The sequence below is a fragment of the Brevundimonas sp. GW821-FHT12E07 genome (assembly GCF_058807035.1).
This window is the reverse complement of the sequence record NZ_JBXAQH010000001.1, coordinates 994,775-1,018,254: the sequence shown is the minus strand read 5'-3', so window position 1 is coordinate 1,018,254 and position 23,480 is coordinate 994,775. Positions and strand designations below refer to the sequence as shown.

21 protein-coding genes and 1 riboswitch are annotated in these 23,480 nt (G+C 69.3%); of the genes, 6 read left to right on the top strand and 15 right to left on the bottom strand.

Going from position 1 to position 23,480, the window contains the following annotated elements; translation table 11 throughout:
- Positions 1-68 precede the first annotated feature (68 nt).
- The 3 genes from AC1ROD_RS04995 to AC1ROD_RS04985 are packed head-to-tail and all read left to right on the top strand — an operon-like array spanning position 69 to position 3,562.
- Positions 69-1,511, top strand: a complete 1,443-nt coding sequence (locus AC1ROD_RS04995) for a sensor histidine kinase (protein ID WP_492947147.1) — start codon at positions 69-71, stop codon at positions 1,509-1,511.
- Positions 1,508-2,110 (top strand): response regulator transcription factor, encoded by a 603-nt coding sequence (locus AC1ROD_RS04990; RefSeq protein WP_492947146.1) that lies wholly within the window; start codon positions 1,508-1,510, stop codon positions 2,108-2,110. The genes AC1ROD_RS04995 and AC1ROD_RS04990 overlap by 4 nt, the downstream gene beginning before the upstream one ends.
- Positions 2,111-2,149: 39 nt before the next feature.
- On the top strand, positions 2,150-3,562 hold the full coding sequence (locus tag AC1ROD_RS04985; protein ID WP_492947145.1) for a DUF6880 family protein: 1,413 nt from the start codon (positions 2,150-2,152) through the stop codon (positions 3,560-3,562).
- Positions 3,563-3,572: 10 nt separating this feature from the next.
- Here AC1ROD_RS04985 and AC1ROD_RS04980 read toward each other — a convergent pair whose 3' ends face one another.
- From AC1ROD_RS04980 to AC1ROD_RS04930, 11 genes are read right to left on the bottom strand one after another with little or no spacing between them, the layout of a single operon-like run.
- Positions 3,573-4,067 carry a tyrosine phosphatase family protein gene (locus tag AC1ROD_RS04980; RefSeq protein ID WP_492947144.1) on the bottom strand — a complete coding sequence of 165 codons (495 nt, stop codon included), beginning with the start codon at positions 4,065-4,067 and terminating at the stop codon, positions 3,573-3,575.
- Complete coding sequence (gene cobS / locus AC1ROD_RS04975; protein ID WP_492947143.1) at positions 4,064-4,831, bottom strand: adenosylcobinamide-GDP ribazoletransferase; 768 nt, start codon at positions 4,829-4,831, stop codon at positions 4,064-4,066. The genes AC1ROD_RS04980 and cobS overlap by 4 nt, the downstream gene beginning before the upstream one ends.
- A gap of 1 nt (position 4,832) precedes the next feature.
- The gene (gene cobT, locus AC1ROD_RS04970) at positions 4,833-5,834 is read right to left on the bottom strand and encodes a nicotinate-nucleotide--dimethylbenzimidazole phosphoribosyltransferase (protein WP_492947142.1); all 1,002 of its coding nucleotides are present in this window, start codon (positions 5,832-5,834) and stop codon (positions 4,833-4,835) included.
- Positions 5,831-7,312: a cobyric acid synthase gene (locus AC1ROD_RS04965; protein WP_492947141.1), complete on the bottom strand. Its 1,482-nt coding sequence runs from the start codon at positions 7,310-7,312 to the stop codon at positions 5,831-5,833. Before AC1ROD_RS04965 ends, cobT begins: the two co-directional genes overlap by 4 nt.
- Positions 7,300-8,241, bottom strand: coding sequence for an adenosylcobinamide-phosphate synthase CbiB (gene cbiB, locus AC1ROD_RS04960; RefSeq protein ID WP_492947140.1), 942 nt, complete (start codon positions 8,239-8,241; stop codon positions 7,300-7,302). Before cbiB ends, AC1ROD_RS04965 begins: the two co-directional genes overlap by 13 nt.
- Entirely contained in the window at positions 8,234-9,004 is a 771-nt protein-coding gene (locus AC1ROD_RS04955; RefSeq protein WP_492947139.1) for an ABC transporter ATP-binding protein, read from the bottom strand. Before AC1ROD_RS04955 ends, cbiB begins: the two co-directional genes overlap by 8 nt.
- The gene (locus tag AC1ROD_RS04950; protein WP_492947138.1) at positions 9,001-9,987 is read right to left on the bottom strand and encodes a FecCD family ABC transporter permease; all 987 of its coding nucleotides are present in this window, start codon (positions 9,985-9,987) and stop codon (positions 9,001-9,003) included. The genes AC1ROD_RS04955 and AC1ROD_RS04950 overlap by 4 nt, the downstream gene beginning before the upstream one ends.
- Positions 9,984-10,862, bottom strand: a complete 879-nt coding sequence (locus AC1ROD_RS04945) for an ABC transporter substrate-binding protein (RefSeq protein WP_492947137.1) — start codon at positions 10,860-10,862, stop codon at positions 9,984-9,986. The genes AC1ROD_RS04950 and AC1ROD_RS04945 overlap by 4 nt, the downstream gene beginning before the upstream one ends.
- Positions 10,862-11,467 carry a cob(I)yrinic acid a,c-diamide adenosyltransferase gene (gene cobO, locus AC1ROD_RS04940; protein ID WP_492947136.1) on the bottom strand — a complete coding sequence of 202 codons (606 nt, stop codon included), beginning with the start codon at positions 11,465-11,467 and terminating at the stop codon, positions 10,862-10,864. The genes AC1ROD_RS04945 and cobO overlap by 1 nt, the downstream gene beginning before the upstream one ends.
- Entirely contained in the window at positions 11,464-12,441 is a 978-nt protein-coding gene (cobD, locus tag AC1ROD_RS04935) for a threonine-phosphate decarboxylase CobD (protein ID WP_492947135.1), read from the bottom strand. Before cobD ends, cobO begins: the two co-directional genes overlap by 4 nt.
- Before the next feature lie 3 nt (positions 12,442-12,444).
- Positions 12,445-14,445: a TonB-dependent receptor plug domain-containing protein gene (locus AC1ROD_RS04930; protein ID WP_492947134.1), complete on the bottom strand. Its 2,001-nt coding sequence runs from the start codon at positions 14,443-14,445 to the stop codon at positions 12,445-12,447.
- A gap of 150 nt (positions 14,446-14,595) precedes the next feature.
- Positions 14,596-14,802: riboswitch (cobalamin riboswitch) on the bottom strand.
- Between the two features lie 36 nt (positions 14,803-14,838).
- Here AC1ROD_RS04930 and cobU point away from each other — a divergent pair.
- Positions 14,839-15,354 (top strand): bifunctional adenosylcobinamide kinase/adenosylcobinamide-phosphate guanylyltransferase, encoded by a 516-nt coding sequence (gene cobU / locus AC1ROD_RS04925; protein WP_492947133.1) that lies wholly within the window; start codon positions 14,839-14,841, stop codon positions 15,352-15,354.
- 236 nt (positions 15,355-15,590) lie between these two features.
- Here the strand turns inward: cobU and AC1ROD_RS04920 are convergent, their stop codons facing one another.
- Genes AC1ROD_RS04920 through AC1ROD_RS04910 form a run of 3 tightly spaced genes read right to left on the bottom strand, consistent with a single transcriptional unit; the run spans position 15,591 to position 17,932 of the window.
- The gene (locus AC1ROD_RS04920; RefSeq protein ID WP_492947132.1) at positions 15,591-15,941 is read right to left on the bottom strand and encodes a hypothetical protein; all 351 of its coding nucleotides are present in this window, start codon (positions 15,939-15,941) and stop codon (positions 15,591-15,593) included.
- Positions 15,938-16,498: a hypothetical protein gene (locus tag AC1ROD_RS04915; protein WP_492947131.1), complete on the bottom strand. Its 561-nt coding sequence runs from the start codon at positions 16,496-16,498 to the stop codon at positions 15,938-15,940. The genes AC1ROD_RS04920 and AC1ROD_RS04915 overlap by 4 nt, the downstream gene beginning before the upstream one ends.
- A 30-nt stretch (positions 16,499-16,528) precedes the next feature.
- Positions 16,529-17,932 carry a helix-turn-helix domain-containing protein gene (locus AC1ROD_RS04910; protein ID WP_492947130.1) on the bottom strand — a complete coding sequence of 468 codons (1,404 nt, stop codon included), beginning with the start codon at positions 17,930-17,932 and terminating at the stop codon, positions 16,529-16,531.
- 155 nt (positions 17,933-18,087) lie between these two features.
- Between AC1ROD_RS04910 and AC1ROD_RS04905 the strand changes: the two genes are divergently transcribed.
- Complete coding sequence (locus AC1ROD_RS04905) at positions 18,088-19,689, top strand: isocitrate lyase (protein WP_492947129.1); 1,602 nt, start codon at positions 18,088-18,090, stop codon at positions 19,687-19,689.
- A gap of 77 nt (positions 19,690-19,766) precedes the next feature.
- Here the strand turns inward: AC1ROD_RS04905 and ileS are convergent, their stop codons facing one another.
- Complete coding sequence (ileS, locus tag AC1ROD_RS04900) at positions 19,767-22,706, bottom strand: isoleucine--tRNA ligase (protein ID WP_492947128.1); 2,940 nt, start codon at positions 22,704-22,706, stop codon at positions 19,767-19,769.
- Positions 22,707-22,926: 220 nt separating this feature from the next.
- Between ileS and AC1ROD_RS04895 the strand changes: the two genes are divergently transcribed.
- The gene (locus AC1ROD_RS04895) at positions 22,927-23,478 is read left to right on the top strand and encodes a DUF3828 domain-containing protein (RefSeq protein ID WP_492947127.1); all 552 of its coding nucleotides are present in this window, start codon (positions 22,927-22,929) and stop codon (positions 23,476-23,478) included.
- Positions 23,479-23,480 lie beyond the last annotated feature (2 nt).

Here is a 23,480-nt window from a genome sequence, read left to right as displayed (position 1 = left end):
AAGGGGCAAGAAAACAGGCCGTGCCGAGCGTCGCCCAAGTGAATTCCGCCACAGATTCGCCACCATTCATGGCGCGCATCGCTGCGATCTCGAACTGGGCTTCCAGAGGGCCGAACGGCTATGCCCTCGCCATCGTCGCTGTCGGGCTCGCGCTTCTGGCTCGACTGGGTCTCGAGGCCTTCGGCAAGTTCTATTATCTGCCGCTCATCCCCGCCGTGATGTTGCCGGCGATGCTGGCGTCGCGACGGGCGACCGCCCTCGCCATCGCCCTGTCGATCGCCGCCAACGTGGTTCTCGTCTCGCGGGAAAGCATCGTTGACGCGGTGGTCAACGCCCTGCTCTTCGCCCTGGTCGGCGCCGCGATCGGAGAGATCGGCCGCGCCCGTCGCTCCCTGAAAGAGCGTTCCCTGGAGCTGAAAAGCCAGCTCAACACGCGAAACGCCACCATACACGCCATGTTGGCTTCGGCGCCGGTGGTGACCCTGGACTCCCGATCGGTCATCCTGGCCATCAGCCAGCCGGCCTGCGCCCTGTTCCGGGTCGCCGAACGCGAGGCCGTGGGCCGACCGTTTCAGGAGTTTGTCGAGTTCTTCGACGCCGGAATCATCAGATCCTCGCCGCCCGGCGAGTATTCAGCTGATCAATACTGGCTGGGGCGCCGGGCTGACGGCGACGTCTTTCCCCTGGGTATCCAGCTCGCCTTCGTCACCGGCGACCCCAAGACCTCGGAAGCGATCCTGACCCTGACCGATCTCAGCCTGTGGCATTCGGCCGAACTGAGGAGCCAGGAACTCAGCGATCAGCTGAACCAGGTCTGGCGAATGAACTCCCTCGGCGAGATGGCCGCCATCCTGTCGCACGAGCTGAACCAGCCCCTGACGGCCGCGGCCAGCTACCTCCAGGCCAGCCAGGTCGATCTGGGCCGCGCAGGCATCATCGCCGACAGCGCCAGCCGCACGGTCGAACTGGCCAAGAGCCAGGTGCTGCGCGCCGGCGCCATTATCCGCCGGGCGCGTGAGCTTCTGACGGTCGAGACCCAGCCGCTGGAGCCCGAGCGGATGTCCTCGATGATCGACGACCTGGGCCCGATCATCCAGCTGCTGGGCCCGGCCTCCGACGCCAGCATCCAGATCGACGTCGACAATATCGAGGACCGGGTCATGGCCGACCGGATCCAGTTCCAGCAGGCCATCGTCAACCTGGTCCGCAACGCGGTGGAGGCCGTCGCCGACCGCGAACGGCGCGAGGTCCGGCTGATCGGCCGCCCCACCTGCCCCGACTTCTACGAGGTCCGGGTCGAGGACAGCGGCCCCGGCGTCCCCGCGGATCAGGTCGAGCGCATGTTCGAGCCCCTGATGACCACCAAATCGGACGGCATGGGCCTCGGCCTCTCGGTCACCCGCACCATTGTCGAAAATCACGGCGGGTCGCTGACCGTCGGCCGCAGCGCCATGGGCGGGGCTGCGTTCACGTTCAGTCTGAGCCGAGCGAAGGAGGAACCGATCCAGTGACGGTGTCCGTTTTTGTCGTCGAGGACGACTTCGCCGTAAGGGACTCCCTGGTCCTGCTGCTTCGCTCCGAAGGGATGCGGGCCCGGGGTTTCGCCAACGGCGAGGAGTTTCTCGACAACCTGCCCAACGATCCGGTGGCCTGTGTGGTCACCGACCTGAGGATGCCCGGCGCCGACGGCTTCGAGGTGGTGCGCAAACTGGTCGAGCTGCGCGGCGAGGCCTGGCCCATCGTGGTCATCACCGGCCACGCCGACGTCTCCTCCGCCGTCGAGCTGATGAAGGCCGGGGTCACCGATTTCATCGAAAAGCCCTTCGAGCCGCACCGCCTCGTCGAGACGCTGAAGGGCTGTATCCGCCGGGTGCAGGAGGTCGGCGCCAGTCTGGAGCGGCGCGCCGACATCGACCGTCGGCTGTCCCAGCTGACCGCGCGCGAGCGTCAGGTGTTCGAGGCCCTCGCCGGCGGCCTGTCGAACAAGGAGATCGCGGCCCAGCTCGACATCAGCCCGCGGACCGTGGAGATCTTCCGCGCCAAGGTCATGAGCAAGATGGAGGCGGCCAATCTGTCGGCGCTCGTACGGATGAGCCTCGGCCTGACCTGACCGGTTGACGGGGGCCTCGCGAATCCCCTCATGAGAGGGATGGCCAAACGCCCTGTTTCCTCACGCGCCGCTCCGACTGCCCCGTCTCCCGCCCGCCGGAAGACCCTGTCGGCCGCCAACCTTTCGGCTCTCGGCGCCGATGTGCTGGCCGAACTGCTGATCGAGGCGACGGTCGGCGACGCCAATCTGAAACGGGTGCTCAAGCTGGAACTGGCCGCCGCGGTCGGAGCGCCCGATCTGGCGCTGGAGATCGACAAGCGGCTGACGGCCCTTGAGGCCTCGAACACCCGGGTCTCCTGGCGCAAACGCCCCGAACTCGTCGCCGACCTTCAGGCGCACCGGCGCATGATCGTCGACCGTCTGGCGCCGATGGACGGACGGCTGGCGCTGGACCGTCTGGTGAGCTGGTTCGACCTTTATCCGGGTCTGGCGACGCGGGTGAAGGATCCCAAGGGCGAGCTGTCGGCCTTGTTCTTCGATGCCGCCCCCGATCTGGCGAGCATTGCCTCCGCCGTCGGCGCCGAGGCGGTGCCCATCCTGGCCGAGGCGGTCGAGACCCGGCTGTCCGACTGGGGCGGCTGGGTCGGCCGCGCGGCGCCGGCGATGAGCGAGGCCCTGGCCTCCGGCATCCTGAAGGCCCTGACCGACGGCCGCCCGCGACCGACCGGGCGTCGGGCCCTGGTGGTGCGCAAGCTCGCAGACCGGGCCGGCGACGTCGAGGCCTGGGCCGCCGCCTTCTCCGACGAGGACCGTCTCAAGCCCGACGTCGGCGCCGAGATCGCCCGACGCCTCGCCGAGGCCGGACGCCCGGTCGAGGCCCGCGCCGCACTGGACGCCTCGAAGCCGCGCGCGCCCGCTCCGTCGCGTCTCGGCCTGCGCATCAAGACGCCCGCCGAGCCCGAGCCTTCGCCGCTCTGGGAAGCCGCAGAGATCGCGGTGCTGGACGCCGAGGGTCGCCCCGAGGACGCCCAGACCGCCCGCTGGATCGCCTTCGAACGCACCCTGTCGGAGGCCCATCTGCGCGCCCACATCACCCGGCTGGCGGACTTCGACGACGTTGAGGCCATCGACCGCGCCCTGGCCTTCGCCGCCGGCTGGTTCGACGCCACGACCGGCCTCCGGTTCCTGATCAACTGGCCGGCCCTGCGAGAGGCGGCGGCCATGGTCCTAGCCCGCGCCGACGAGCTCCACGCCACGGCCGAGGACACGGCGCTCTGGGCCGGGCGGCTGGAGGGGCGCTGGCCTAATGCGGCCCTCGCCCTGATCCGCTCCCGCGCCCGGGCTCTGGCGCGTCAGGGTCTTGGCCGATCGGAAGAGGTGCGCGCCCTGTCCGCCGAGGCCGCCCATCTGGCCGAACTGCCCGGCGCCCTCGACACCCTGCCCAGCCACGCCGACTTCATCGACGAGCTGGAGATCCTGTCCCCCGCGCCGCGTGGCCGGCTCTGGCGCTAGCCCCCTTGCGTCAGGTCAGGGTAAAGGTCGCACCGGTCGAAGTCTCCGCCCCCCGGCCGATGGCGGCGATCGCCTCGATCATCCGCCCCCTTCGTCCCAACGCCGCATCGGCCAAGGCGACCAGTAACGGATTGGGCGTCGCGAACGGCGCCGCCAGCCTCAGCGCCTTCGCCAGCGCGACTTCCTCGCCCGGCGCCCGGATCGCACAGGCGACCGCATAGGCCGCCGCCGGCGATCGGCTGACCCCCGCCCAGCACTGGATCAGCAGGGGCGCGGTTCGCGGCCAGGCGCCCGCGAAGGCCAGCAGCTGTCCCACGTCCGCCTCCGTCACCGGCTGAAGCCCGTCCCGCGGCCCGTCGATGTCATGGAAGGTCAGCTGCAGCCGCGCGACACTGGCGGGAAAGCGCGCCGTCTCCGCCCCCGGCGAGGCCAGGCCCACGACATGCGACGGCCGCCAGATCCGCATCGCCTGTTCGACCTCATGCAGGGGCGCGACGACGATCATCCTGCGGCCAGCCCCGCGAAGACCACCAGAAACCCGATCTCGAACGCCTGCTCTGTCGCTCCCAGCGTATCCCCGACCCAGCCGCCGATCAGCCGCCGGGCGGTCAGCGCCATGACGGTCGCTGCAACCGCGCCTCCGGCCAGCCCCTCCGCCGTCGCCACGGGCGCCGACAGCAGCGCCGGAACCATGGCCAGCGCGACGAACGCCAGGCCGATGGCGACCTCAGCCGTGGTGACCCCGTCCGCGACAGGCTTGACCTTGGCCGCCGCCCGATCTCCGGCATAGGGCAGCACTCGCATGACCAGCACCGCCGCCCCGCGTCCTCCGGCATGGGCCGCAACCAAGGCGAAGACCACCGTCGCGACCGGAATCTGGGCCAGAGCCGCCACCTTCATCGCCAGGGCCAGCCCGAGCGCGAGCACCCCGAAGGTTCCGAGGCGGCTGTCCTTCATGATCTCCAGACGGCGCTCCGGCGTCTGTCCACCGCCCAGCCCGTCGGCGGTGTCGGCCAGACCATCCTCGTGAAAGGCGCCGGTGACCAGAATGCCCGCCGCCGTCGCCAGCAGGGCGGGCAGGACGCCGCCCCAGACCTGCGCCGCCGCGAGCAGCACCCCGCCGGACGCCAGCCCCACCAGCCCCCCGACCAGAGGGAAATAGCGCGCCGATCGCGCCATCCAGTCCGGCTGGAAGCCCCTCAACCCCGGCACGGGAACGCGCGTCAGAAATTGCACCGCCGTCAGGAACAGGGCCAGCTGGCGCGGCATCTCAGATCCGCCCGGCCAGAACGTCGTCCAGACTGGCCACCTCGGCCAACAGGGCGCAGGCGGCGCGCAGCAGGGGCAGGGCCAGAAGCCCGCCGGTCCCCTCCCCCAGCCTCAGCCCCAGATCCAGCAGGGGCTCGGCGCCCAACGCCTTCAGCATCCGGTCGTGCCCGGCCTCGGCCGAGCGATGGGCGAACAGGCAGGCGTCGCGAACCTCGGGCCGCAGCCGGATCGCGACGAGCGCGGCGGCCGTGCAGATGAAGCCGTCGACCACCACCGGCGTCTTGCGGTCCGCCGCCCCATGGATCGCCCCCGCCATCATGGCGATCTCCAGCCCGCCGAACTGGCGCAGCACCTCCAGCGGATCCGTCGCATTAGAACGCTCGGCGGCCCGGGTCAGAACGGCCAGCTTGTGCGCCAGACCGGCGGCGTCATGGCCCGCCCCAACGCCGACGCAGTCCGCCAGCGGCAGGGCCGCCAGACGGTGCATCAACAGGGCCGCCGAGGCGCTGTTGCCGATCCCCATCTCGCCCAGTGCAATGACCTCCGCCCCGCGCGCGATCGCGGCGGCGGCCTGTTCGGCGCCGCGGCGCAATGCCAGCTCGACCTCGTCGAGCGTCATCGCCGGTTCGCGGGCGGCGTTGCGCGTGCCCTTGCGAACCTTGGCGTCGATCAGGGTCGGGTGGGCGGGCAGATCCGCGTCCACCCCCGCGTCGACGATCACGACCTCGGCCCCGACGGCGCGGGCGAAGGCGTTGGCCGTGGCCTTGCCCGCCAGCAGCGTCGCGACCATCGCCTGGGTCACCGCCGACGGATAGCGCGACACCCCGTCCTCGGTCAGGCCGTGGTCGCCGGCGAAGACCAGCAGGGTCGCAGCGTTCGCACCCGGCGTCGCGCTCTGCTGGATCAGGGCCAGCCGGACGGCCAGATCCTCGATCCGTCCCAAGGACCCCGGCGGCCGGGCCTGGGCGTCCAGATGCGCGCGAAGCGCCGCCTCAATGATCACAACTTGAAGTCCTTCAGTCCCGCCAGCTTCGCCAGGGCCGCGATGTCGAGATGGGTTTCCAGCGCGTCGGCGATCTCGTCCAGTGCCGCATCGACACAGACCTGGTGGTCGATGGCCTCGGAGGCCGCGCCCAGTTCGGCCAGCAGGGCGGCGCGCGCCTCGCCCTTGTCGAACAGCCGATGGACATAGCAGCCCCAGACCCGCCCGTCGGCCGAGACGGCGCCCTCGCCGATCCCGTCCTCGCGCAGCAACATGGGGCGTTGCAGCCCGTCGCCGGTCGTGCGGCCGATATGCATCTCGAACCCCTCATAGGCGCCGTCGCCGACGAGGGTGCGCCCCCGGCAAGGCTCCAGCACCTTGTCGCCGGTCAGGACCGTGTCAACGTCCAGCAGCCCCAGCCCCTCGGCCGACCCCGCCTCGCCCTCGATCCCGTCCGGATCCGCGACCGTGCGGCCCAGCATCTGGAAGCCGCCGCAGACGCCCAGAACCCGCCCGCCGCGACGCACATGGGCCTTGATGTCGATGTCCCAGCCCTGGGCCCGCATGAAGGCCAGATCCGACAGGGTCGCCTTGGAGCCCGGCACGATGATCAGATCCGCGTCGCCCGGCAGCGGCAGCCCCGGAGGCACATAGACCAGGTTCACCGACGGCTCTGTCTGCAAGGGATCGAAGTCGTCGAAATTGGCGATGTGGCGAAGGATCGGGACGGCGATCTTCACCCGCCGCTCCGCCCGGTCCGACGCCTCGCCCAGCACCACGGCGTCCTCCGCCGGCAGACGCCGCGCCGCCGCCAGCCAAGGCACCAACCCCATGTCCGGCCAGCCCGTGCGTTTGACGATCTCGTGGCGGCCGCAGTCGAACAGTTTCGGGTCGCCCCGGAACTTGTTGATAATGAACCCCTTGATCGCGTCGGCCTCGTCCAGCACCACCTTGGCCCCGACGAGCGACGCGATGACATGGCCCCGGTCGATGTCGCCGACCAGAACGACCGGCACCTCGGCGGCCAGGGCGAAGCCCATATTGGCGATGTCGCCCTTGCGCAGATTGATCTCGGCCGGACTGCCCGCCCCCTCGACCAGAACCAGATCGGCTTCGTCTTCCAGCCTCCAGAAGCTGTCGAGAACCACATCCAGCAAGGCCGCCTTGCGATCCTGATAAGCCATCGCCTGATAGCTGGCCTCGACCTGACCCCGAACCACCAGCTGGGCGCCGACGTCGCTCTGTGGCTTCAGCAGGACCGGGTTCATGTGAACAGTCAGGGGCGTCCGGCAGGCGATGGCCTGCAGGGCCTGGGCGCGTCCGATCTCGCCACGACGGCCGGCCTCGTCCGGCTCGGTGACCGCGGCGTTGTTGCTCATATTCTGCGGCTTGAACGGGCGAACCGTGTAGCCCCGGTTGGTGAACAACCGGCACAGGCCCGCGACCAGCACCGACTTGCCCACGTCCGAGCCGCAGCCCTGGATCATCAGCGCCGCCATGAGCGACCTCCCAAAGCGACGGCGGCGGCCAGCAGGGCGCAGGCGCGGACATAGATGTTCAAGGCGCGCCTCAGATCCGCGACGGTGGGGGGCAGGCCTTCGCCGAACACGGGTCGTTCAGTCAAGACCCCATCGTAATGAACCGCGCCGCCAAGTCGGACGCCCAGGGCTCCGGCCATGGCGGCCTCGGGCCACCCGGCATTGGGCGAGGCGTGATGACGGGCGTCCCGCAGCATGACTTTCCAGCCGCCGCCGCCGGCGAGGCTGATCAGGGCGCCGGCCAGCCGCGCGGGCGCGAGGTTCATGAGGTCGTCGGTGCGGGCGGCCGCCCAACCAAAATCCTTCCAGCGGGGTTCGCGATGACCGATCAGACTGTCCGCCGTATTGACCGCCTTATAGGCGTAGAGGCCGGGCAGCCCCGCCAGCGCCAGCCAGAAGGCCGGGGCCACGACCCCGTCATTGAAGCTTTCGGCCAGGCTCTCGATGGCCGCCGTCGCGATGCCTGACGCGTCCAGACCCGCCGTGTCGCGCCCGACGATCATCCCGACGGCGTTCCGGGCGGCGGGCAGGTCGTCCGCCTCCAGCGCCCGGGCCACCGCGGCGACGTGATCGTAGAGACTGCGCTGCGCGAGACCGAGAGTGGCTGCCAAAGCCGGCGCCGGTCCAGGCAGGTGCGACGCCGCCAGCCCCGCCAGAGCCGCGACGGCCGCCGTCGCCGCCACGGTCGCCACGCCCGAGAGACGCCGCGTCCGTCGCGAACGTTCGGGCCGGTTCAGACGCCGCTCGCCAGCATTGATCAGGGCGCCGAGCCCGACCACCGGATGCGGCAGACGGCGATGCACACGGTCCGGGTAACCGACCACCGCCTCGACGGCGAGCGCGGCGAGGGTCAGGGAGGCATGGGCGAAGGGCGCGCGCGCCCTAGGCACGCCGGATCACATCGATCAGCGGGCCGCCGGGGCCTTTGGTCACCGTCGCCTCGACGCCATAGGCGCGCCTGAGCACCTCGGGCGTCAGGGCCGTGGCGGGCGGTTCGTCGGCCAGAACGCCCCCCTCGGCCAGAACGATGATCCGGTCGGCCATGCGCAGGGCCATCGACAGGTCATGCAGGGTCACCACCACCCCCACCCCGCTGTCGGCCAGACGGCGGAACAGGGCGGCGGCGTCCAGCTGATGCGCCGGGTCAAGGCCGGTCAGGGGCTCATCGGCCAGCAGCCATTCCGGCTCTCCGGCCAGACCCCGGGCGATCAGGACCCGGGCCCGCTCGCCCCCTGACAGGGTGTCGACGATGCGGTGTTCGAAGGCCTCGACATTGGCCGCCTTCATGGCCCGATCGACGGCCGCGCCGTCCTCCGCCGTCTGGCCCCGGGCGCCGATGAAGGGGGTGCGCCCCAGCTCGATCAGGGTCCGGGCCTCGACCGACCAGGCGATCTCGGGCGTCTGCGGCAGGAAGGCCAGGCGCCGGGCGCGGTCGCGCGGTTTCATCTCAGACAGGGCCGCGTCGTCCAGCATGACCGACCCCGCCGACGGCGTTCTCAGGCCGGCGAGGCAGGACAGCAGGGTCGACTTGCCGGCGCCATTGGGCCCGACGACGGCCGTCACCGTGCCGACCTCGATCATCAGGGACACGTCCGACAGGATGGTCTTGCCACCGATGGCGACGCCGAGACGGGAACAGGACAAGAGGCTCATGCGATCGTCCTCCGCAGACGCAGCAGCAGGGCCAGGAAGAAGGGCGCGCCCAGCGCCGCCATGGCCACGCCCAGCTTGACCTCCCCCGCCGCCGGGGTCAGCCGCACCAGCACGTCGCCGGCCAGGACGATCACCGCCCCACCGAGGATGCTCGGGACCAGCAGGGCGCCCGGCCTCGCCCCGACCAGCGGGCGCAGCAGGTGTGGCGTCACCAGTCCGACGAAGCCGATCACTCCGGTCACCGCGACGCTGGCTCCGGCGGCGAGACCGACGCCCAGCGCGATGCTCCAGCGCGTCACGGGCATGGAGACGCCCAGGGACCGCGCGCCGGTCTCGCCGAGCGTCAAGGCGTCCAGAGCCCGGCCCGTGGTCAGCAACAGGCCGCAGCCGGCGATGATGAAGGGCAGCGCCATCTTCACCTCCTCGAAGCTGCGGTCGGCCAGCGATCCCATCAGCCAGTCGACGATCTCGTTCACCGCCCAGGGGTTGGGGGCCAGCGACAGGGCCAGCGACACCCCCGCGCTCGACAGGATGTTCAGGATCGCCCCCGCGAGGACGAAGGTCACCAGACTGGAGGCCGAGCCCGACAACAGCATCAGGATCGCCACCCCGATCAGCGCCCCGCTGATCGCCGCGACCGGCAGGGCCCAGGGCGCCACGGCGGTCACGCCGTAGTAGAGGGTCAGGACCGCCCCCAGCGCCGCCATGGCCGAGACACCGAGCACGCCCGGATCGGCCAGCGGATTGCGCGTATAGCCCTGCAGCACCGCACCCGAGAGCCCCAGCGCGGCGCCCACGGCGAGACCCAGCAGGGTGCGCGGCAGCCGCAGCTCGAAGACGATGGCCCAGCGCGGATCGAGGTCCGGCTGCGTCCAGGCGCTGAACGGCACCCAGACCTTGCCCGAGATCAGGCTGAGCCCCGAGAGCAGCAGCAGCAGGGCGATCAGCCCCGCATAGAGAAGAGGTCGGCTGACCGGTTTCATGCTCGACCTTTCAATGCGTTTTCCCGCGCCCGCGACAGGGCGGCGGCGGTCTGGATCAGCACCGGGCCGCCGCAGAACAGCAGCTTTTCGGGGAAGGTCGCGCGCTGCATATGGCCGGCGACGTGACTGAGCGCCGGATGGGTCATGACGCGCATGGCCCAGCTCGGAGCGCCGGGATAGGGCTCGCCCGACATCAGCAGGTCCGGCGGATCGGCGATGACCCGCTCCAGCGGCACATTCATCGAGCGCGTCAGCCCGTATTTCGTCGCGGCGTTGTCCAGCCCCATCCGCCGCATCATCTCGTCCATCAATGTGCCCGGCCCCGAGGCGAAGCCGCCGGGCATGAAGACAAGGGCCGACAGCCGCGGCGTCCCCGGCTTCGGCGCGGCCTCTGCCAGCGCGGCCTCGATGCGCGCGACCAGGGCCTCGCCCCGCTCCGGATGGCCGACCTTCGCGGCGACCTCGCGCACCTGCTCCAGACTTTCCGCGACCGTCTCGGGCACGCCGAACAGGGCGGTGGGGATCTTCAGCCGGTCCAGCGCATTGCGCGTCGCCAGCGAGGAGTGCCGTCCCGTCATCACCAGATCGGGCCGAAGGGCGATCACCTCCTCGGCCGTCTCGTATGTAAACGGCAGGGTCCGCGCAACGGGCGCGAAGGTCGAGCCGTAGTCGTCGCGCGCATAGTGGCTCAGCGCAGCGATCTGCGACCGGTCGGCGACGTGGATCAGGATGACGTCGAGACACGGATTGAGCGACACGATCCGCTGCGGACGCCCGCTGCCAGGCCCCGTCACCGACATCGGCGGCGCGACCCTGCAGCCGGCCAGCATCGCCAGTCCGCCCGCCGCCATCACCGCCCTCCGGTCGATCGTCATCAGAAGTCGATCCCCCGCTGGGCCTTCACGCCCTGTTCGAACGGATGCTTCACCAGGGTCATCTCGGTGACCAGATCGGCGACGGCCAGCAGCTCCGGCTTGGCGTTGCGGCCGGTGACGCAGACATGCTTGCCCTCCGGCCGCGCGACCAGTCCGGCGACCACCGCATGGATGTCCAGATAGTCGTAGCGCAGGGCGATGTTCAGCTCATCCAGCAGCACCAGATCCAGCGTCGGATCCGCGATCATCTCCAGCGAGGTCGCCCAGGCCGCCTCGGCCGCCGCGATGTCGCGCGCCCGATCCTGGGTGTCCCAGGTGAAGCCCTCGCCCATGACCTCATAGCGGACCTGATCGGGGAATTTGCGGAAGAACTGCCGCTCGCCGGTGATCCACTTGCCCTTGATATACTGGACGATGCCGACCTTCTGGCCCCAGCCGAGGGCGCGGGCGACCATGCCGAAGCCGGCCGTCGACTTGCCCTTGCCGTCGCCCGTATTGACGATCAGCAGGCCGCGCTCCTCGGTCTTGGAGCGCATCAGCTCACGACGCTCGGCCTGCAGGGCCTTCATCGCCTCAGCGTGTTCTGCGTCGGTCTGATCGGTCATCGCGATATCTCCAGAGCGGCCTTCAGCCGCCGCCAATTCCTTTTTCCCGGCAGGCCGAAACGGATCAGGCCCGGATCGTGGGGGAAGGTTCGCACCAGAACCCCCTGCTCCGCCAGCCGGTACGCCCGCCCCTTCGCATCCTCGCAGCGCGCCAGCCGGAACAGGCTGGTCCCGCCCACGATCTCGAACCCGGCCGCGGTCAGTTTCGCGTCGAGCCGTTCCGCATCCCAGACCAGGGCCGCGCGCGTCTTCACCGCCCAGGCGTCGTCGGCATAGGCGACCCGCCCCATGGCGATGGCGTCGCCGCTGACCGGCCAGTCGCCGGTCCGCTCACGCACCCGCCGCGCCAACGTGGGACTGCCGACCACAAAGCCCAGCCGCAGTCCCGGCAGGCCGTAGAATTTGCCGAACGACCGCAACACCACCGTCCGCTCGGTCAGATGCGGAATGGCGCTCATCGCCGGATCGGTGTCGATGAAGGACTCATCGATCACCAGCCAACGCCGCCCGGCCGCCGCGACCAGTTCGGCGCCCGGCGTCATCGCCCCGTCCGGATTGTTCGGATTGACCACGACCAGGGCGTCGGTCGGCTGCTGGAACAGCATGGCCCGCTCCACCTCGGTCGTCTCGGCCCGCGCCTGTCGCCAGGCGTCGGCATGGCTGCCGTAGGTCGGGGCCGCGATGGCCACCCGCGCCACGTCCAGCAGGCCGGGCAACAGCCTCAGCCCCGCCTCCGCCCCCGGCACGGCCGCGACCTGTTCGGGCTCACAGCCGAAGGCCCGGGCCGCAGCCGCCTCCAGCGCCGCCGTCTCCACCGGGTCGGGCAGGACCGTCAGGGCCGTGGTCGGGGCGCGAACGCCGCGCCATCCGTCGGGATTGATCCCCGTCGACAGATCGAGCCAGGGCTCCGGCGCGGACGGATGATCCGCCCGCGCCGCCGCCAGCCGCCCGCCGTGAAAGACGGCGTTGGCCATACCCTAGAACCGGGCCCGCACGCCGACGAAGGTCCCGCGCCCGGCCGAGCCGTAGTCGGTCGTGGTCTGGTATTTCTCATCGCCGACGTTCTCGACCCGGCCATAGATCTCGACCGTGTCGTTGAGCGGATAAGACGCCCGCAGATCGACCAGGGTGTAGGGCTCCAGACGCACCGAGTTGGACGCGTTGTTGAAGCTCTCGCCGGCGTACTGGACCGCCACCGTCGTCGCCAGGCGGAACGGCCAGACGTAGGTCGCCGACAGGTTGGCGGTCTCTTCCGGACGGCGCGCGAGATGCCGGCCGAAGTTGGCGCCGGCCGTCTCATTGGTCGCGTCAGTGAAGGTGTAGTTGGCCTGCACCTCGACGGCGCCGAGGTAGGCGGCGGCGGCCAGTTCGACACCGTTTGCCTGGGTCTTGGCCGTGTTGCCGTAGTAGCCCGACCGACGCACATACACCGGCGTCGCGCCGGCAGGGGCGGTGTTGCGGAAGCACAGCGGAGCAGCCGCCTGGGTCACCGTGCTGGAGCAGGAGACGAAGTCGATCTGGTTGGTCGTATCGCGATTGAAGTAGGTCGCGGACAGCATCAGGCGCTTGTCGAAGAAATGCTGCTCAACCCCGGCGTCCCAGCCGTCAGCCTCTTCCGGCAGAAGCGCCGTGTTCCCGTATTCGCTGTAGAGCTGGTACAGGCTCGGCGCCTTGAAGCCCTGGCCGAAGCTCGCGCGCAACACCGTCGAACCGTCGTTCAGCGACCAGGCCGCGGCGGCCTGACCCAGGGTCTTGCCGCCGAAGGTGTCATGCTCGTCGCGACGCACGCCGCCGGTCAGGGTCAGGCCGGAAACCACCTCGCCCTGGACCTGCAGATAATAGCCGTCGAGGCCGACCGAGTTGGCCACCGGCGTCGGGTTGGGGGTGAACTCCGACGGCGAGGCGGTGCGGAACTCCGAATCCTCATGCTCGGCGCCGAAGGTGGCCACCCAGCCCTGGGCGATGTCGAACACGCCCTGGTATTCGTACCGCTTGTTCTCGCCGCGCGCGTCGAAGGTCAGGTTGGTGACGGGCTGGGCGGGGTTGAAATTCTGCCGGTCCGTCTGTGTCCAGCCATAGGCGACGCGGTTCTTCAACCGGTCTTCGAACAGGTCGAAATTCAGCCCGGCATAGGCGACCAGATCCTTGGTCGTGCCGTATTCACGCGTATCGCCGAAGGCGAAGGTCGGGGCCGGGAAGCCGTCGATGTCGGTGCGGCCGCTGGAGTAGACCGAGCGCAGGTCGAGCGAGACGTCGTCGGTCAGCTTGAGGTTCAGACGGCCGCTGAGGCCGGTGTTCTCATAGCCGTCCTTCTCGGTTCCCCGCACGAAGGTGGAGAAGCCGTCGGTCTGGTAGTGGGAGGCCGCGACGCGCCAGGTGATGCGCTCGCCGGCGCCGCCCACGCCGCCGCGCAGCCAGGAGGTTCCACGCGAACCCGCCTCGGCGTTCAGCGAGGCCTGGAAGGGGCGGGTCGGTTCGGCCGTGACAAGGTTCACAACGCCGCCGATGGCCTGCGAGCCCCACAGGGTCGACTGGGCGCCGCGCAGGATTTCGATCCGGGCGATGTCGCCGGTCAGCAGGTTGCCGGGGTTATAGCCGCTGCCCGTCGACGAGGGGTCATTCAGCTTGACGCCGTCGATGACATAGACGGTCTGGTCGGCCTCGGCGCCACGGATGCGCAGCGAGGTCGTGGTCCCGATGCCGCCGTTGCGCGACAGGCTGACGCCGGGCGTGCGGACCAGCAGGTCGACGACCTCGACCGTCTGGCTGGCCTCGATCTGTTCGGTGGTCAGGACGGTGACCGACTGGCCGACGCGATCGGCCGCCTGGGCCGAACGGTTGGCGGTGACGATGACGTCGCCCAGCAGCGTCGAATCGTCGGTTTGCGGGGCGGCCCCGTTCGAGGTTTGCGCGGAAGCCGCGCCGGCGGTCAGGAGAAGCGCGGCCGTAGCGGCGCCCAGGTACAGTTCAGGTCTCATAGCGGGTCCAATCCCTAGCTCGACAACGAGCCGGCCGAACGAGGCCATGATCGGATGCGGACGCGCCCGGTCACGACCGCGCGCGCACGCAGCCCAACAGACGTCGTCATTCGGGTAGATCCCGTTCCGCTCGGCACACCACGTCCGCGCGAAGGACGACCACGACGGGCAGGTCTCCTGGCTCACGGGTCAATGCCGATGCGCACCGCCTTCCCAGGCCGTCCGGCTTTCGCCTTCGGGGTCCAGTGGCTAATGGTGCGCGGGCTCGCCGCTTACAGTTGCGTGGGCAGTCCGGGATTTTCACCCGAGTTCCCTTTTCATCCCCGTTTCCGGGGAACCTGTCGCGGGGCCGACTTAGGCCAAAGCGCTGCCGCAGGCAATGGAGTGTTCTTGATGCCGACCACGCTCGTTCTCGGCGGCGCCCGCTCCGGCAAAACGGCCTATGCCCAGAACCGCGCCGAATCCATCGCCGCCCCGATGCATCGCCGCCTTGTCATGATCGCCACCGCCCAGGCCTTCGACGCCGAAATGACCGACCGCATCGCCCGGCATCAGGCCGACCGCGACGAGCGCTGGACCACGGTCGAGGCGCCGCTGGACCTGACCCCCGCCCTCGCCGCCCTGACGCCCGACGACGTCTGCGTGGTCGATTGCCTGACCCTGTGGCTCAGCAACCAGATGCTGGCCGAGGCCGATATCGAGGCCGCCTTCGACGCCCTCGTGGACGCGGTCGTTGCCTGCCCGGCCGATCTGCTGCTGGTCTCCAACGAGGTCGGCTGGGGGATCGTGCCCGACAACGCCCTCGCCCGCGCCTTCCGCGACCACGCCGGGCGACTGCACCAGCGGCTGGCCAAGGTGGCGGAGGAGACGGTGCTGATCGTCGCCGGCCTGCCGCTCAGGCTAAACTAGAGGAATTTATTCCTGCTTCGAGCTTGCGCCGTGAAACCGGCGTCGCCATGTCGCCGGGTCGGTCTTTGACAGGTTCAGCCCACCCGCTCACCATCCCCGTACCAGCCCTTCAATTTCCCATAATCTGGCAGTGCCCCTGACACCGAAAATTGCCAAGCCACTGCTTTCGCTCACAATCGTTGGCGGTGTTTGGCGGTGTGGCGGCGTTTTTTTCAGACTGACACCGCCAAAGGCCCTCAGGCGCAGCCGTCGCGAAAAAGAGTGATGAAGGCCAGCGACCCGTCGTCTTTCGCCAGCCCCTGCGGCTCGCGGTAGATGACCAGCTTGCCGTCCGCGACCCCGCAAATCATGGTCTTGCCGTTCCTCTGCCGCGCCGGATCGAAACGGACTTCGGTCGCCCCCGCCGCTTTCGCCGCGGCCTCGGCCCGCTGGGCGAACCCCGGCTTCTGGTGGCTCCAGGTCCAGTAACCCAGGACCGCCAGAATGATGGCCCCGAACCAGCGGATGCGGTTGGCGCCCGGGTCGCTCGACAGGGACCTCGGCGCGCGCGGTCCTGCCCTGCCCTGCGTCCAGCGCGGCCGCATCACGACGGCGTCTCCCCCACGGCATAGCGGGCGACCACGCCGTCCGGCTGCCAATCGTGTTGGGCGAGGCTATCCAGCGACCGCTCGACCAGTTCGTCGAACAGGTCGCGGTCGCCTGCGGTGATCGCTTGCTTCAGATAGTCGGTGACCACCGCCCGCACGGGGAAGGTCCCCACCGGCCCCGGAATGCTCAGCGCCAGCCGGATCCCGCTGTCCAGCCAGTGGACCACGGTGTCGAAGAAGTCGTCGGACAATAGGAAGTCGCTGCGGTCGATGACATAGAGGGTGATCTCCCCCTCGGTCAGACCGTCAGGCCGGACGATCACCCCGCTGCGGTCGGGCCGCCAGTCGTCGGACAGCTCCACCACCCGCCAGACGCAGAACCAGGTCCGGCAGGTCTGCGGCCGGATCGCATGCACGCCGCACCCCGCCCCGTCGACGCAGTAGGCGCACAGTTCGCCCGTCGGCTTGGCCAGTTCGGGCAGGTCGAGCGGAATATAGCGGCAGCACTCCACGCAGCCGCCGCAGGTCCGGTCGGGCAACAGGGGAAGCCCGGTCATGAGGAATGTCTCGCCATGGCTCGGCCTACCTCACCCGTCCGAGAAACCGAAGGGCGTACTGGTCCGGCGGATGTCGTCGGGCAGGATCTGGCGGCCGATCGGCGGCGCCGACCGGGCCGTGCACTCCATCCTCTGGCACAGCCGGCAGGTGACCCCGATCGGCGTCGGGTCCGGCTCGGGCGCGCCTTGGGTGTAGATCAGCCGATGGGCGTGCTCGGCCGCGCAGCCCAGGGCAATGGCCCGCTCGACCCTCTGGGCCCCGAAGGCCCCGCCCCCCGCCGTCACCGTCCGGGCGATGGAGAAGAAGCGCTGGCCATCCGGCAGCTCCAGCCACTGGGTGACGATCTCCCGCGGCGTCCGGAAGGCCAGGTGCACCGACCACAGCGGACAACCCCCGCCGTGCCGCGCGAAGGAGAAGCCGGCCCCGTCCAGCCGCTTGGACACATTGCCCGCCGGATCGACCCGGATGAAGAAGAAGGGCACCCGCTCCTGCCCCGGCTTCTGCAGCGTCGTAAGCCGGTGTGCGGTCTGCTCGAAGCTGGTCCCGAACTGCCGGGCCAGGGCCTCGACGTCGTAACGCCGCGTCTCCGCCGCCCGGGCGAAGGCCGTATAGGGCATGACCATGGCCGCCGCCGCATAGGAGGCCAGGGCCCGTTTGGTCAGCCGCTCCCCGCCCTCGGTCGCGAAGACGCCGCCCGCGGCCACAGCCTCGATGTCGGCCCTCAGGTCCAGCCAGGCGATCTGCAGCGCCAGCTGGAACTGCCGGCTGGCCCCGTCCAGGGTGTCATCCAGCAGAACCTCGCGCCGGTGCAGGTCATAGCGCCGGATCGAGCCGACCATGACGTCGGGCGGCATTCGCCGGGTCCGCAGGCCGTGCGTCTGGCTGAGATAGCCTTCCAGCCCGCCCGCCTCCGCGGCCGCCGCCGCCAGCCGCTCCGCCGCCTCGTCCAGCACCGGAAAACTGTTCCGCCTCGCCGCCAGGAACCGCCTCGACTCGGCCACCGGATCGGCGCTGTCGGCCCCGTCCGGATCGATCGCCTCCACGCTCCGGTCCGCCAGCGCCAGATGCTCTTCCTGATAGGCCGTATAGAGCCTCAGCAGGGCTTCGGTGACGCCCGGGAAGTTGGTGACGAGGTCGGCGTTCTCGAGGGACGGCAGGTCGATGTCGGCGAACATCGGATCCTTCAGCGCCGAGTTCAGCCGCGCCGCGATATCGGTCGAGGCGTCCCCCGCCAGGGTCGCCATGTCCAGCTTGTAGGTCTGGGCCAGCCTGAGCAGCATCTCGGCGCTTAGCGGCCGGTGATTGCGCTCCAGCAGGGCCACATAGGAGGCCGAAACCTCCAGATCGGAGGCCATGTCGGCCTGGGTCAGGCCGAGGTCGCGCCTCAACCGCCTGAGGCTGGGCCCGACATAGAGGCGGCGTTGTGCGGGCATCAAAGGGCCTGAAAAGTCAGCGTCGGTCGAGACATTACATCATTACAGGAAAATCTTGTAAAGTTTGACAGCTTCACCGCGAAGCCCCTGCCGGACCGCGAACCGGACGCCTACCGATGCGCTCAACGTCATCTCCGTGCGTCGAGGAACACCCCATGTCCTATCAGGATCACATCACCCAGGTCGCTTCACTGATCGAAGCCAAGGCCGCCCCCTGGTCCGGCATCTCGGCCGAGGCCGTGGCCCGGATGCGGCTGCAGAACCGGTTCCGCACCGGCCTCGACATCGCCCGCTACACGGCGGCGATCATGCGCAAGGACATGGCGGCCTACGATGCCGACCCGTCCAAGTACACCCAGTCGCTGGGCTGCTGGCACGGCTTCATCGGCCAGCAGAAGATGATCTCCATCAAGAAGCATTTCGGAACGACCGACCGGAAATACCTCTACCTGTCCGGCTGGATGATCGCCGCCCTGCGCTCGGAGTTCGGCCCCCTGCCCGACCAGTCGATGCATGAGAAGACCTCCGTCCCGGCCCTGATCGAGGAGCTGTACACCTTCCTGCGTCAGGCCGACGCCCGCGAGCTGGGGATGCTGTTCCGCGATCTGGACGCCGCCCGCGACGCCGGCGACGCCGCCGCCGAGAAGACCGCGCTGGCGGCCATTGAGGGTCACCAGACCCACGTCGTGCCGATCATCGCCGACATCGACGCCGGCTTCGGCAACGCCGAGGCGACCTATCTGCTGGCCAAGAAGATGATCGAGGCCGGCGCCTGCGCCCTGCAGATCGAGAACCAGGTCTCCGACGAGAAGCAGTGCGGTCACCAGGACGGCAAGGTCACGGTCCCGCACGAGGACTTCCTGGCCAAGGTCCGCGCCTGCCGCTACGCCTTCCTGGAACTGGGCGTGGAGGACGGCGTCATCGTCACCCGCACCGACAGCCTCGGCGCCGGCCTGACCAAGCAGATCGCCGTCTCGAACGAACCCGGCGACCTGGGCGATCAGTACAACAGCTTCCTGGACTGCGAGGAGATTGCGCCCTCGGACCTGAAGAACGGCGACGTCATCCTGAACCGCGACGGCAAGCTGCTGCGCCCGAAGCGCCTGCCGTCCAACCTGTTCCAGTTCCGCGCCGGAACGGGCGAGGACCGCTGCGTTCTGGACAGCATCACCAGCCTCCAGAACGGCGCCGACCTGCTGTGGATCGAGACCGAGAAGCCCCACGTCGAACAGATCGCCGGCATGATGGACCGCGTCCGCGAGGTCATCCCCAACGCCAAGCTGGTCTACAACAACTCGCCCTCGTTCAACTGGACGCTCAACTTCCGCCAGCAGGTCTTCGACGCCCTGCAGGCCGACGGCCAGGACGTCTCGGGCTATGACCGCGCCAAGCTGATGAGCGCGGCCTATGACGAAACCCCGCTGGCGCTCGAGGCCGACGAACGCATCCGCACCTTCCAGGCGGACGGCGCGAAGCGGGCGGGCATCTTCCACCACCTGATCACCCTGCCGACCTATCACACGGCCGCCCTGTCCACGGACAACCTGGCCAAGGAGTACTTCGGCGAGGCCGGAATGCTGGGCTATGTCGCGGGCGTCCAGCGCAAGGAGATCCGTCAGGGCATCGCCTGCGTGAAGCACCAGAACATGTCCGGCTCGGACATCGGCGACGACCACAAGGAGTACTTCGCCGGCGAGGCCGCCCTGAAGGCCGGCGGCGTCCACAACACGATGAACCAGTTCGGCGAAGCCGCCTGATCCATCGATACGGCTAAACGAGAACCGGCCCGGAGCGCGCGCTCCGGGCCGGTTTTGCTTTCAGCGATGCGTAGGCTTTAGCCGACGTGCCGTTCGTCCCAGTAGCGGACCGCGTCGGCGTCCCGGGCGCTGAGCTCGGGATAGGCCGCATCCGAACCGACGTCCGGCACGCGTCGCCACGAGCGGGCGCATTTGGGATAGTCGGCCAGCTTGACCTCGGCCGTGACCGCCTCGCCGCCGACAACCAGTTCGGCGCCCGAGGTGCGGAACACCTCGGCGGCGTCCAGACCCTCGAAGGGCGCGAAGGCTTCGGCCGGACCGGTCACCACCGGCCAGGCGTCCAGCGCCCCGCCGATGACCTTGTCGCGACGCGCGGCCTCGAGCTGTTCGTTGACCGTCTCCAGCACCGTCTGGACCTTGGCCCAGCGCGCCGCCTCGGCTTCATTCTTCCAGCTGTCCGGCGTCTCGGGGATCACGCGGGCGCAGTTGGTCTGCGAACCCGGGAACCGCGTCTGCCAGGCCTCTTCCATGGTGAAGGGCGTCAGCGGGGCCAGCCAGGCGGTCAGGCGGGCGAAGACCTCGTCCATCACTGTGCGGGCGGCACGGCGGCGGATCGCGTCCGGCCGGTCGCAGTAGAGGCTGTCCTTGCGGACGTCGAAATAGAGCGCCGACAGGTCGTTGGAGCAGAACTCCAGCACCGGCCGCACCACGTCCTGGAACCGGTATTCGCCGTAGGCCTTGCGCACCTGGCCATCCAGCTCGTGCAGACGGTGCAGGATGAACGTCTCCAGCGGCGGCATCTGGTCCAGCGGCAGACGCTCGGCCTCGTCGAAGTCGGCCAGCGCCCCCAGCAGATAGCGGACGGTGTTGCGCAGCTTGCGATAGGCGTCGACCGTGGTCTGCAGGATCTGCTTGCCGATCCGCTGGTCGTCCGAATAGTCCACCAGGGCGACCCAGAGGCGCAGGATGTCGGCGCCGGATTCCTTGATGATGGTCAGGGGATCGGTGGTGTTGCCCTTGGACTTGGACATCTTCTCCCCCTTCTCGTCGAGGGTGAAGCCGTGGGTCAGGACCGCCTCGAAGGGCGCCCGGCCGCGCGTGCCGGAGCCTTCCAGCAGCGACGACTGGAACCAGCCGCGGTGCTGGTCGGAGCCTTCCAGATAGAGGTCGGCCGGCCAATGCGACGGGCAGTCGCCCGTATAGCCGTTCTCGACCGTGCGCGGGTCGATGGTGAAGGCGTGGGTCGAACCGGAATCGAACCAGACGTCGAGGATGTCCTCGACCTTCTCGAACCGGGCCGTGTCGTGGGCGCCGAGGAAGTCGCTGTCGGGCGCGGTGAACCAGACGTCGGCGCCGCCGTCGGCGACGGCCTTGACGATGCGGGCGTCGACTTCCGGATCATGCAGGGGCTGACCGGTCTGTTTGTCGATGAACATGGCGAGAGGCGTGCCCCAGGCGCGCTGACGGCTGACGAGCCAGTCGGGGCGGCCTTCGACCATGGAGCGGATGCGATTCTTGCCGCCCGCCGGGTGGAAGGCGGTGGCGTCGATCGACTTCAGCGCCGTCTCGCGCAGGGTGTCGCCCGACTTCAGGGGCTCGTCCATGCGGATGAACCACTGCGGCGTGTTGCGGAAGATGACCGGGGCCTTGGAGCGCCAGGAGTGCGGATAGGAGTGCTCCAGTCGGCCGCGGGCCAGAAGCGTCCCGGCCTCGATCAGCTTCTCCATCACCGCGCCGTTGGCGGGACCGAACTTGCCGGTCTTCTTGCCCTCGGTCTCCAGCACCTTCAGCCCCGCGAACAGGGGCACGCCCGGATAGTAGGCGCCGTCCGGATCGACGGTGTCCGGCACCTCGTGATGACCGTGGGCCTTCCAGACCTCGAAGTCGTCCGCGCCGTGCCCCGGCGCGGTGTGAACGAAGCCCGTACCGGCGTCGTCGGTGACGTGGTCGCCCGAGAGCAGGGGCACGGAGAAGCCGTAGCCCGGATCCAGCGCCGCCAGCGGGTGGGCGCACTCCAGGCCCGACGGGTTCAGATCGTCCACGCGGGTCCACGACGCGATCTTCGCGGCCTTGAACACGTCCTCGGCCAGCTTGTCGGCGACGATCAGGCGGTCGCCCGGCTTGGCCCAGGGCTCGAACTCCAGCCCCGTCTCCATGGCCGTGACCTCATAGAGGCCATAGGCGATCTCGGGGCCGTAGCTGATCGCGCGGTTGGCGGGGATGGTCCAGGGCGTGGTCGTCCAGATGACGATGGCGGGCGTGGCGTTGCGGAAGCTCAGCAGGTCGTCGGAATGGTCGTCCGAGGCCGCGATGACCGGGAACTTGACCCAGATCGTCGGCGAGACGTGGTCGTGATATTCGATCTCGGCGTCGGCCAGGGCGGTGCGCTCGACCGGCGACCACATCACCGGCTTGGAGCCGCGATACAGCTGGCCCGAGTTCTTGAACTTGTGGAACTCCGCGACGATGGCCGCCTCGGAGGTGAAGTCCATCGTGGCGTAGCGGTTGGCGAAGTCGCCGGTGATGCCCAGGCGTTTGAACTGCTCTTTCTGCAGGTCGATGTATTTGCCGGCATAGGCGCGGCAGGCGCGGCGGAACTCCTCCTTGGAGACCTCGTCCTTACGGCGCCCCTTGGAGCGGAATTCCTCCTCGATCTTCCATTCGATCGGCAGGCCGTGGCAGTCCCAGCCGGGGACATAGTCAACGTCATAGCCCAGCAGGAAGCGCGAGCGGACCACGAAGTCCTTCAGCGTCTTGTTCAGGGCGTGACCGATATGGATGTCGCCGTTCGCATAGGGCGGGCCGTCGTGCAGGACGTAGAGCGGCGCCTTCTGCTTCTGACGCTCGGCGCGCAGGGTTCCGTAGAGGTCGCCCCACTGTTCGAGAATGACCGGCTCCTTCTGCGGCAGGCCGCCCCGCATGGGGAACGGCGTCTCCGGGAGGAAGACGGTCTCGCGGTAGTCGCGGCCAGAATCGGAAGTGGATTCGGCGGTGGATTCGGTAGGCGTATCGGACATTCGGCGTCTCGGATCAGGCAAGGGGACGTAGGTGGAAAGCTCGGAACCCGACGTGCGCGTGGGGAATCCCCCGTCGGCGCTACGCCGGGCGGCTAATCCGGGCCGGAATGATCAGGCGGACGTCCATGCCGGGCGGTGTAACAGGTGACAGCGGTTGGGAAAAGCGTAGCGTGCGCTTCAAGAGCGCCGTCGGGGCGCCGTTGTCGCTGCCGAGGAAATCATGCGCGCCCTTCTCCTGCTTCCCGCCGCCGCTGCGGCCCTGCTGGCCGGCTGCACCGAACCCGAAAAGAAGGCCGAGGCGCCCGCCGCCCCGGCCTCGGCCAGCATGGCGCCCGGCCGCCCCGCCATCTACCAGGCCGCCGGCGAAGGCCCCGAGCCCTTCGTGCGCGCCATCTACGCCGTCTATGTCGCGGGCGGGCCCAAGGAGCCGCCGCCCGCCGCCGGCCAGGACCCCATCTATTCGCGCATGCTGAACGCCACCCTCGGCGCCGACGTCCGGGTCGCGAAGGGGGAGGTTCCCACGGTCAACTACGACATCCTGTGCGGCTGCCAGGACCAGGGCGCCTTCACCCTCGACAGCCTCGCCGTCACCAAGACGGGCGTGAACGACGCCACCGCCGCCGTGGCCTTCACCAACGCCGGCCAAACCACCCACCAGACGCTGAAACTGGTCCGCGAGGGCATCAACTGGAAGGTCGACGACGTCATCGACGCTGAAGGCAAGTCCCTCAAGGACGCGACCATCAAGGTGATCGAGGCGGCGGGGGGCTGAGG

What these genes read in the sequence shown, in the direction of transcription:
- cobO (WP_492947136.1), bottom strand. Translation starts at nt 11,467, where the DNA reads ATGACCGATCAGACCGACGCAGAACACGCTGAGGCGATGAAGGCCCTG.
- AC1ROD_RS04945 (WP_492947137.1), bottom strand. Translation starts at nt 10,862, where the DNA reads ATGACGATCGACCGGAGGGCGGTGATGGCGGCGGGCGGACTGGCGATG.
- AC1ROD_RS04995 (WP_492947147.1), top strand. Translation starts at nt 69, where the DNA reads ATGGCGCGCATCGCTGCGATCTCGAACTGGGCTTCCAGAGGGCCGAAC.
- AC1ROD_RS04980 (WP_492947144.1), bottom strand. Translation starts at nt 4,067, where the DNA reads ATGATCGTCGTCGCGCCCCTGCATGAGGTCGAACAGGCGATGCGGATC.
- cobS (WP_492947143.1), bottom strand. Translation starts at nt 4,831, where the DNA reads ATGCCGCGCCAGCTGGCCCTGTTCCTGACGGCGGTGCAATTTCTGACG.
- AC1ROD_RS04985 (WP_492947145.1), top strand. Translation starts at nt 2,150, where the DNA reads ATGGCCAAACGCCCTGTTTCCTCACGCGCCGCTCCGACTGCCCCGTCT.
- AC1ROD_RS04965 (WP_492947141.1), bottom strand. Translation starts at nt 7,312, where the DNA reads ATGGCGGCGCTGATGATCCAGGGCTGCGGCTCGGACGTGGGCAAGTCG.
- AC1ROD_RS04895 (WP_492947127.1), top strand. Translation starts at nt 22,927, where the DNA reads ATGCGCGCCCTTCTCCTGCTTCCCGCCGCCGCTGCGGCCCTGCTGGCC.
- AC1ROD_RS04955 (WP_492947139.1), bottom strand. Translation starts at nt 9,004, where the DNA reads ATGAGCCTCTTGTCCTGTTCCCGTCTCGGCGTCGCCATCGGTGGCAAG.
- ileS (WP_492947128.1), bottom strand. Translation starts at nt 22,706, where the DNA reads ATGTCCGATACGCCTACCGAATCCACCGCCGAATCCACTTCCGATTCT.
- cobD (WP_492947135.1), bottom strand. Translation starts at nt 12,441, where the DNA reads ATGGCCAACGCCGTCTTTCACGGCGGGCGGCTGGCGGCGGCGCGGGCG.
- AC1ROD_RS04905 (WP_492947129.1), top strand. Translation starts at nt 18,088, where the DNA reads ATGTCCTATCAGGATCACATCACCCAGGTCGCTTCACTGATCGAAGCC.
- AC1ROD_RS04910 (WP_492947130.1), bottom strand. Translation starts at nt 17,932, where the DNA reads ATGCCCGCACAACGCCGCCTCTATGTCGGGCCCAGCCTCAGGCGGTTG.
- AC1ROD_RS04950 (WP_492947138.1), bottom strand. Translation starts at nt 9,987, where the DNA reads ATGAAACCGGTCAGCCGACCTCTTCTCTATGCGGGGCTGATCGCCCTG.
- cobU (WP_492947133.1), top strand. Translation starts at nt 14,839, where the DNA reads ATGCCGACCACGCTCGTTCTCGGCGGCGCCCGCTCCGGCAAAACGGCC.
- AC1ROD_RS04915 (WP_492947131.1), bottom strand. Translation starts at nt 16,498, where the DNA reads ATGACCGGGCTTCCCCTGTTGCCCGACCGGACCTGCGGCGGCTGCGTG.
- AC1ROD_RS04930 (WP_492947134.1), bottom strand. Translation starts at nt 14,445, where the DNA reads ATGAGACCTGAACTGTACCTGGGCGCCGCTACGGCCGCGCTTCTCCTG.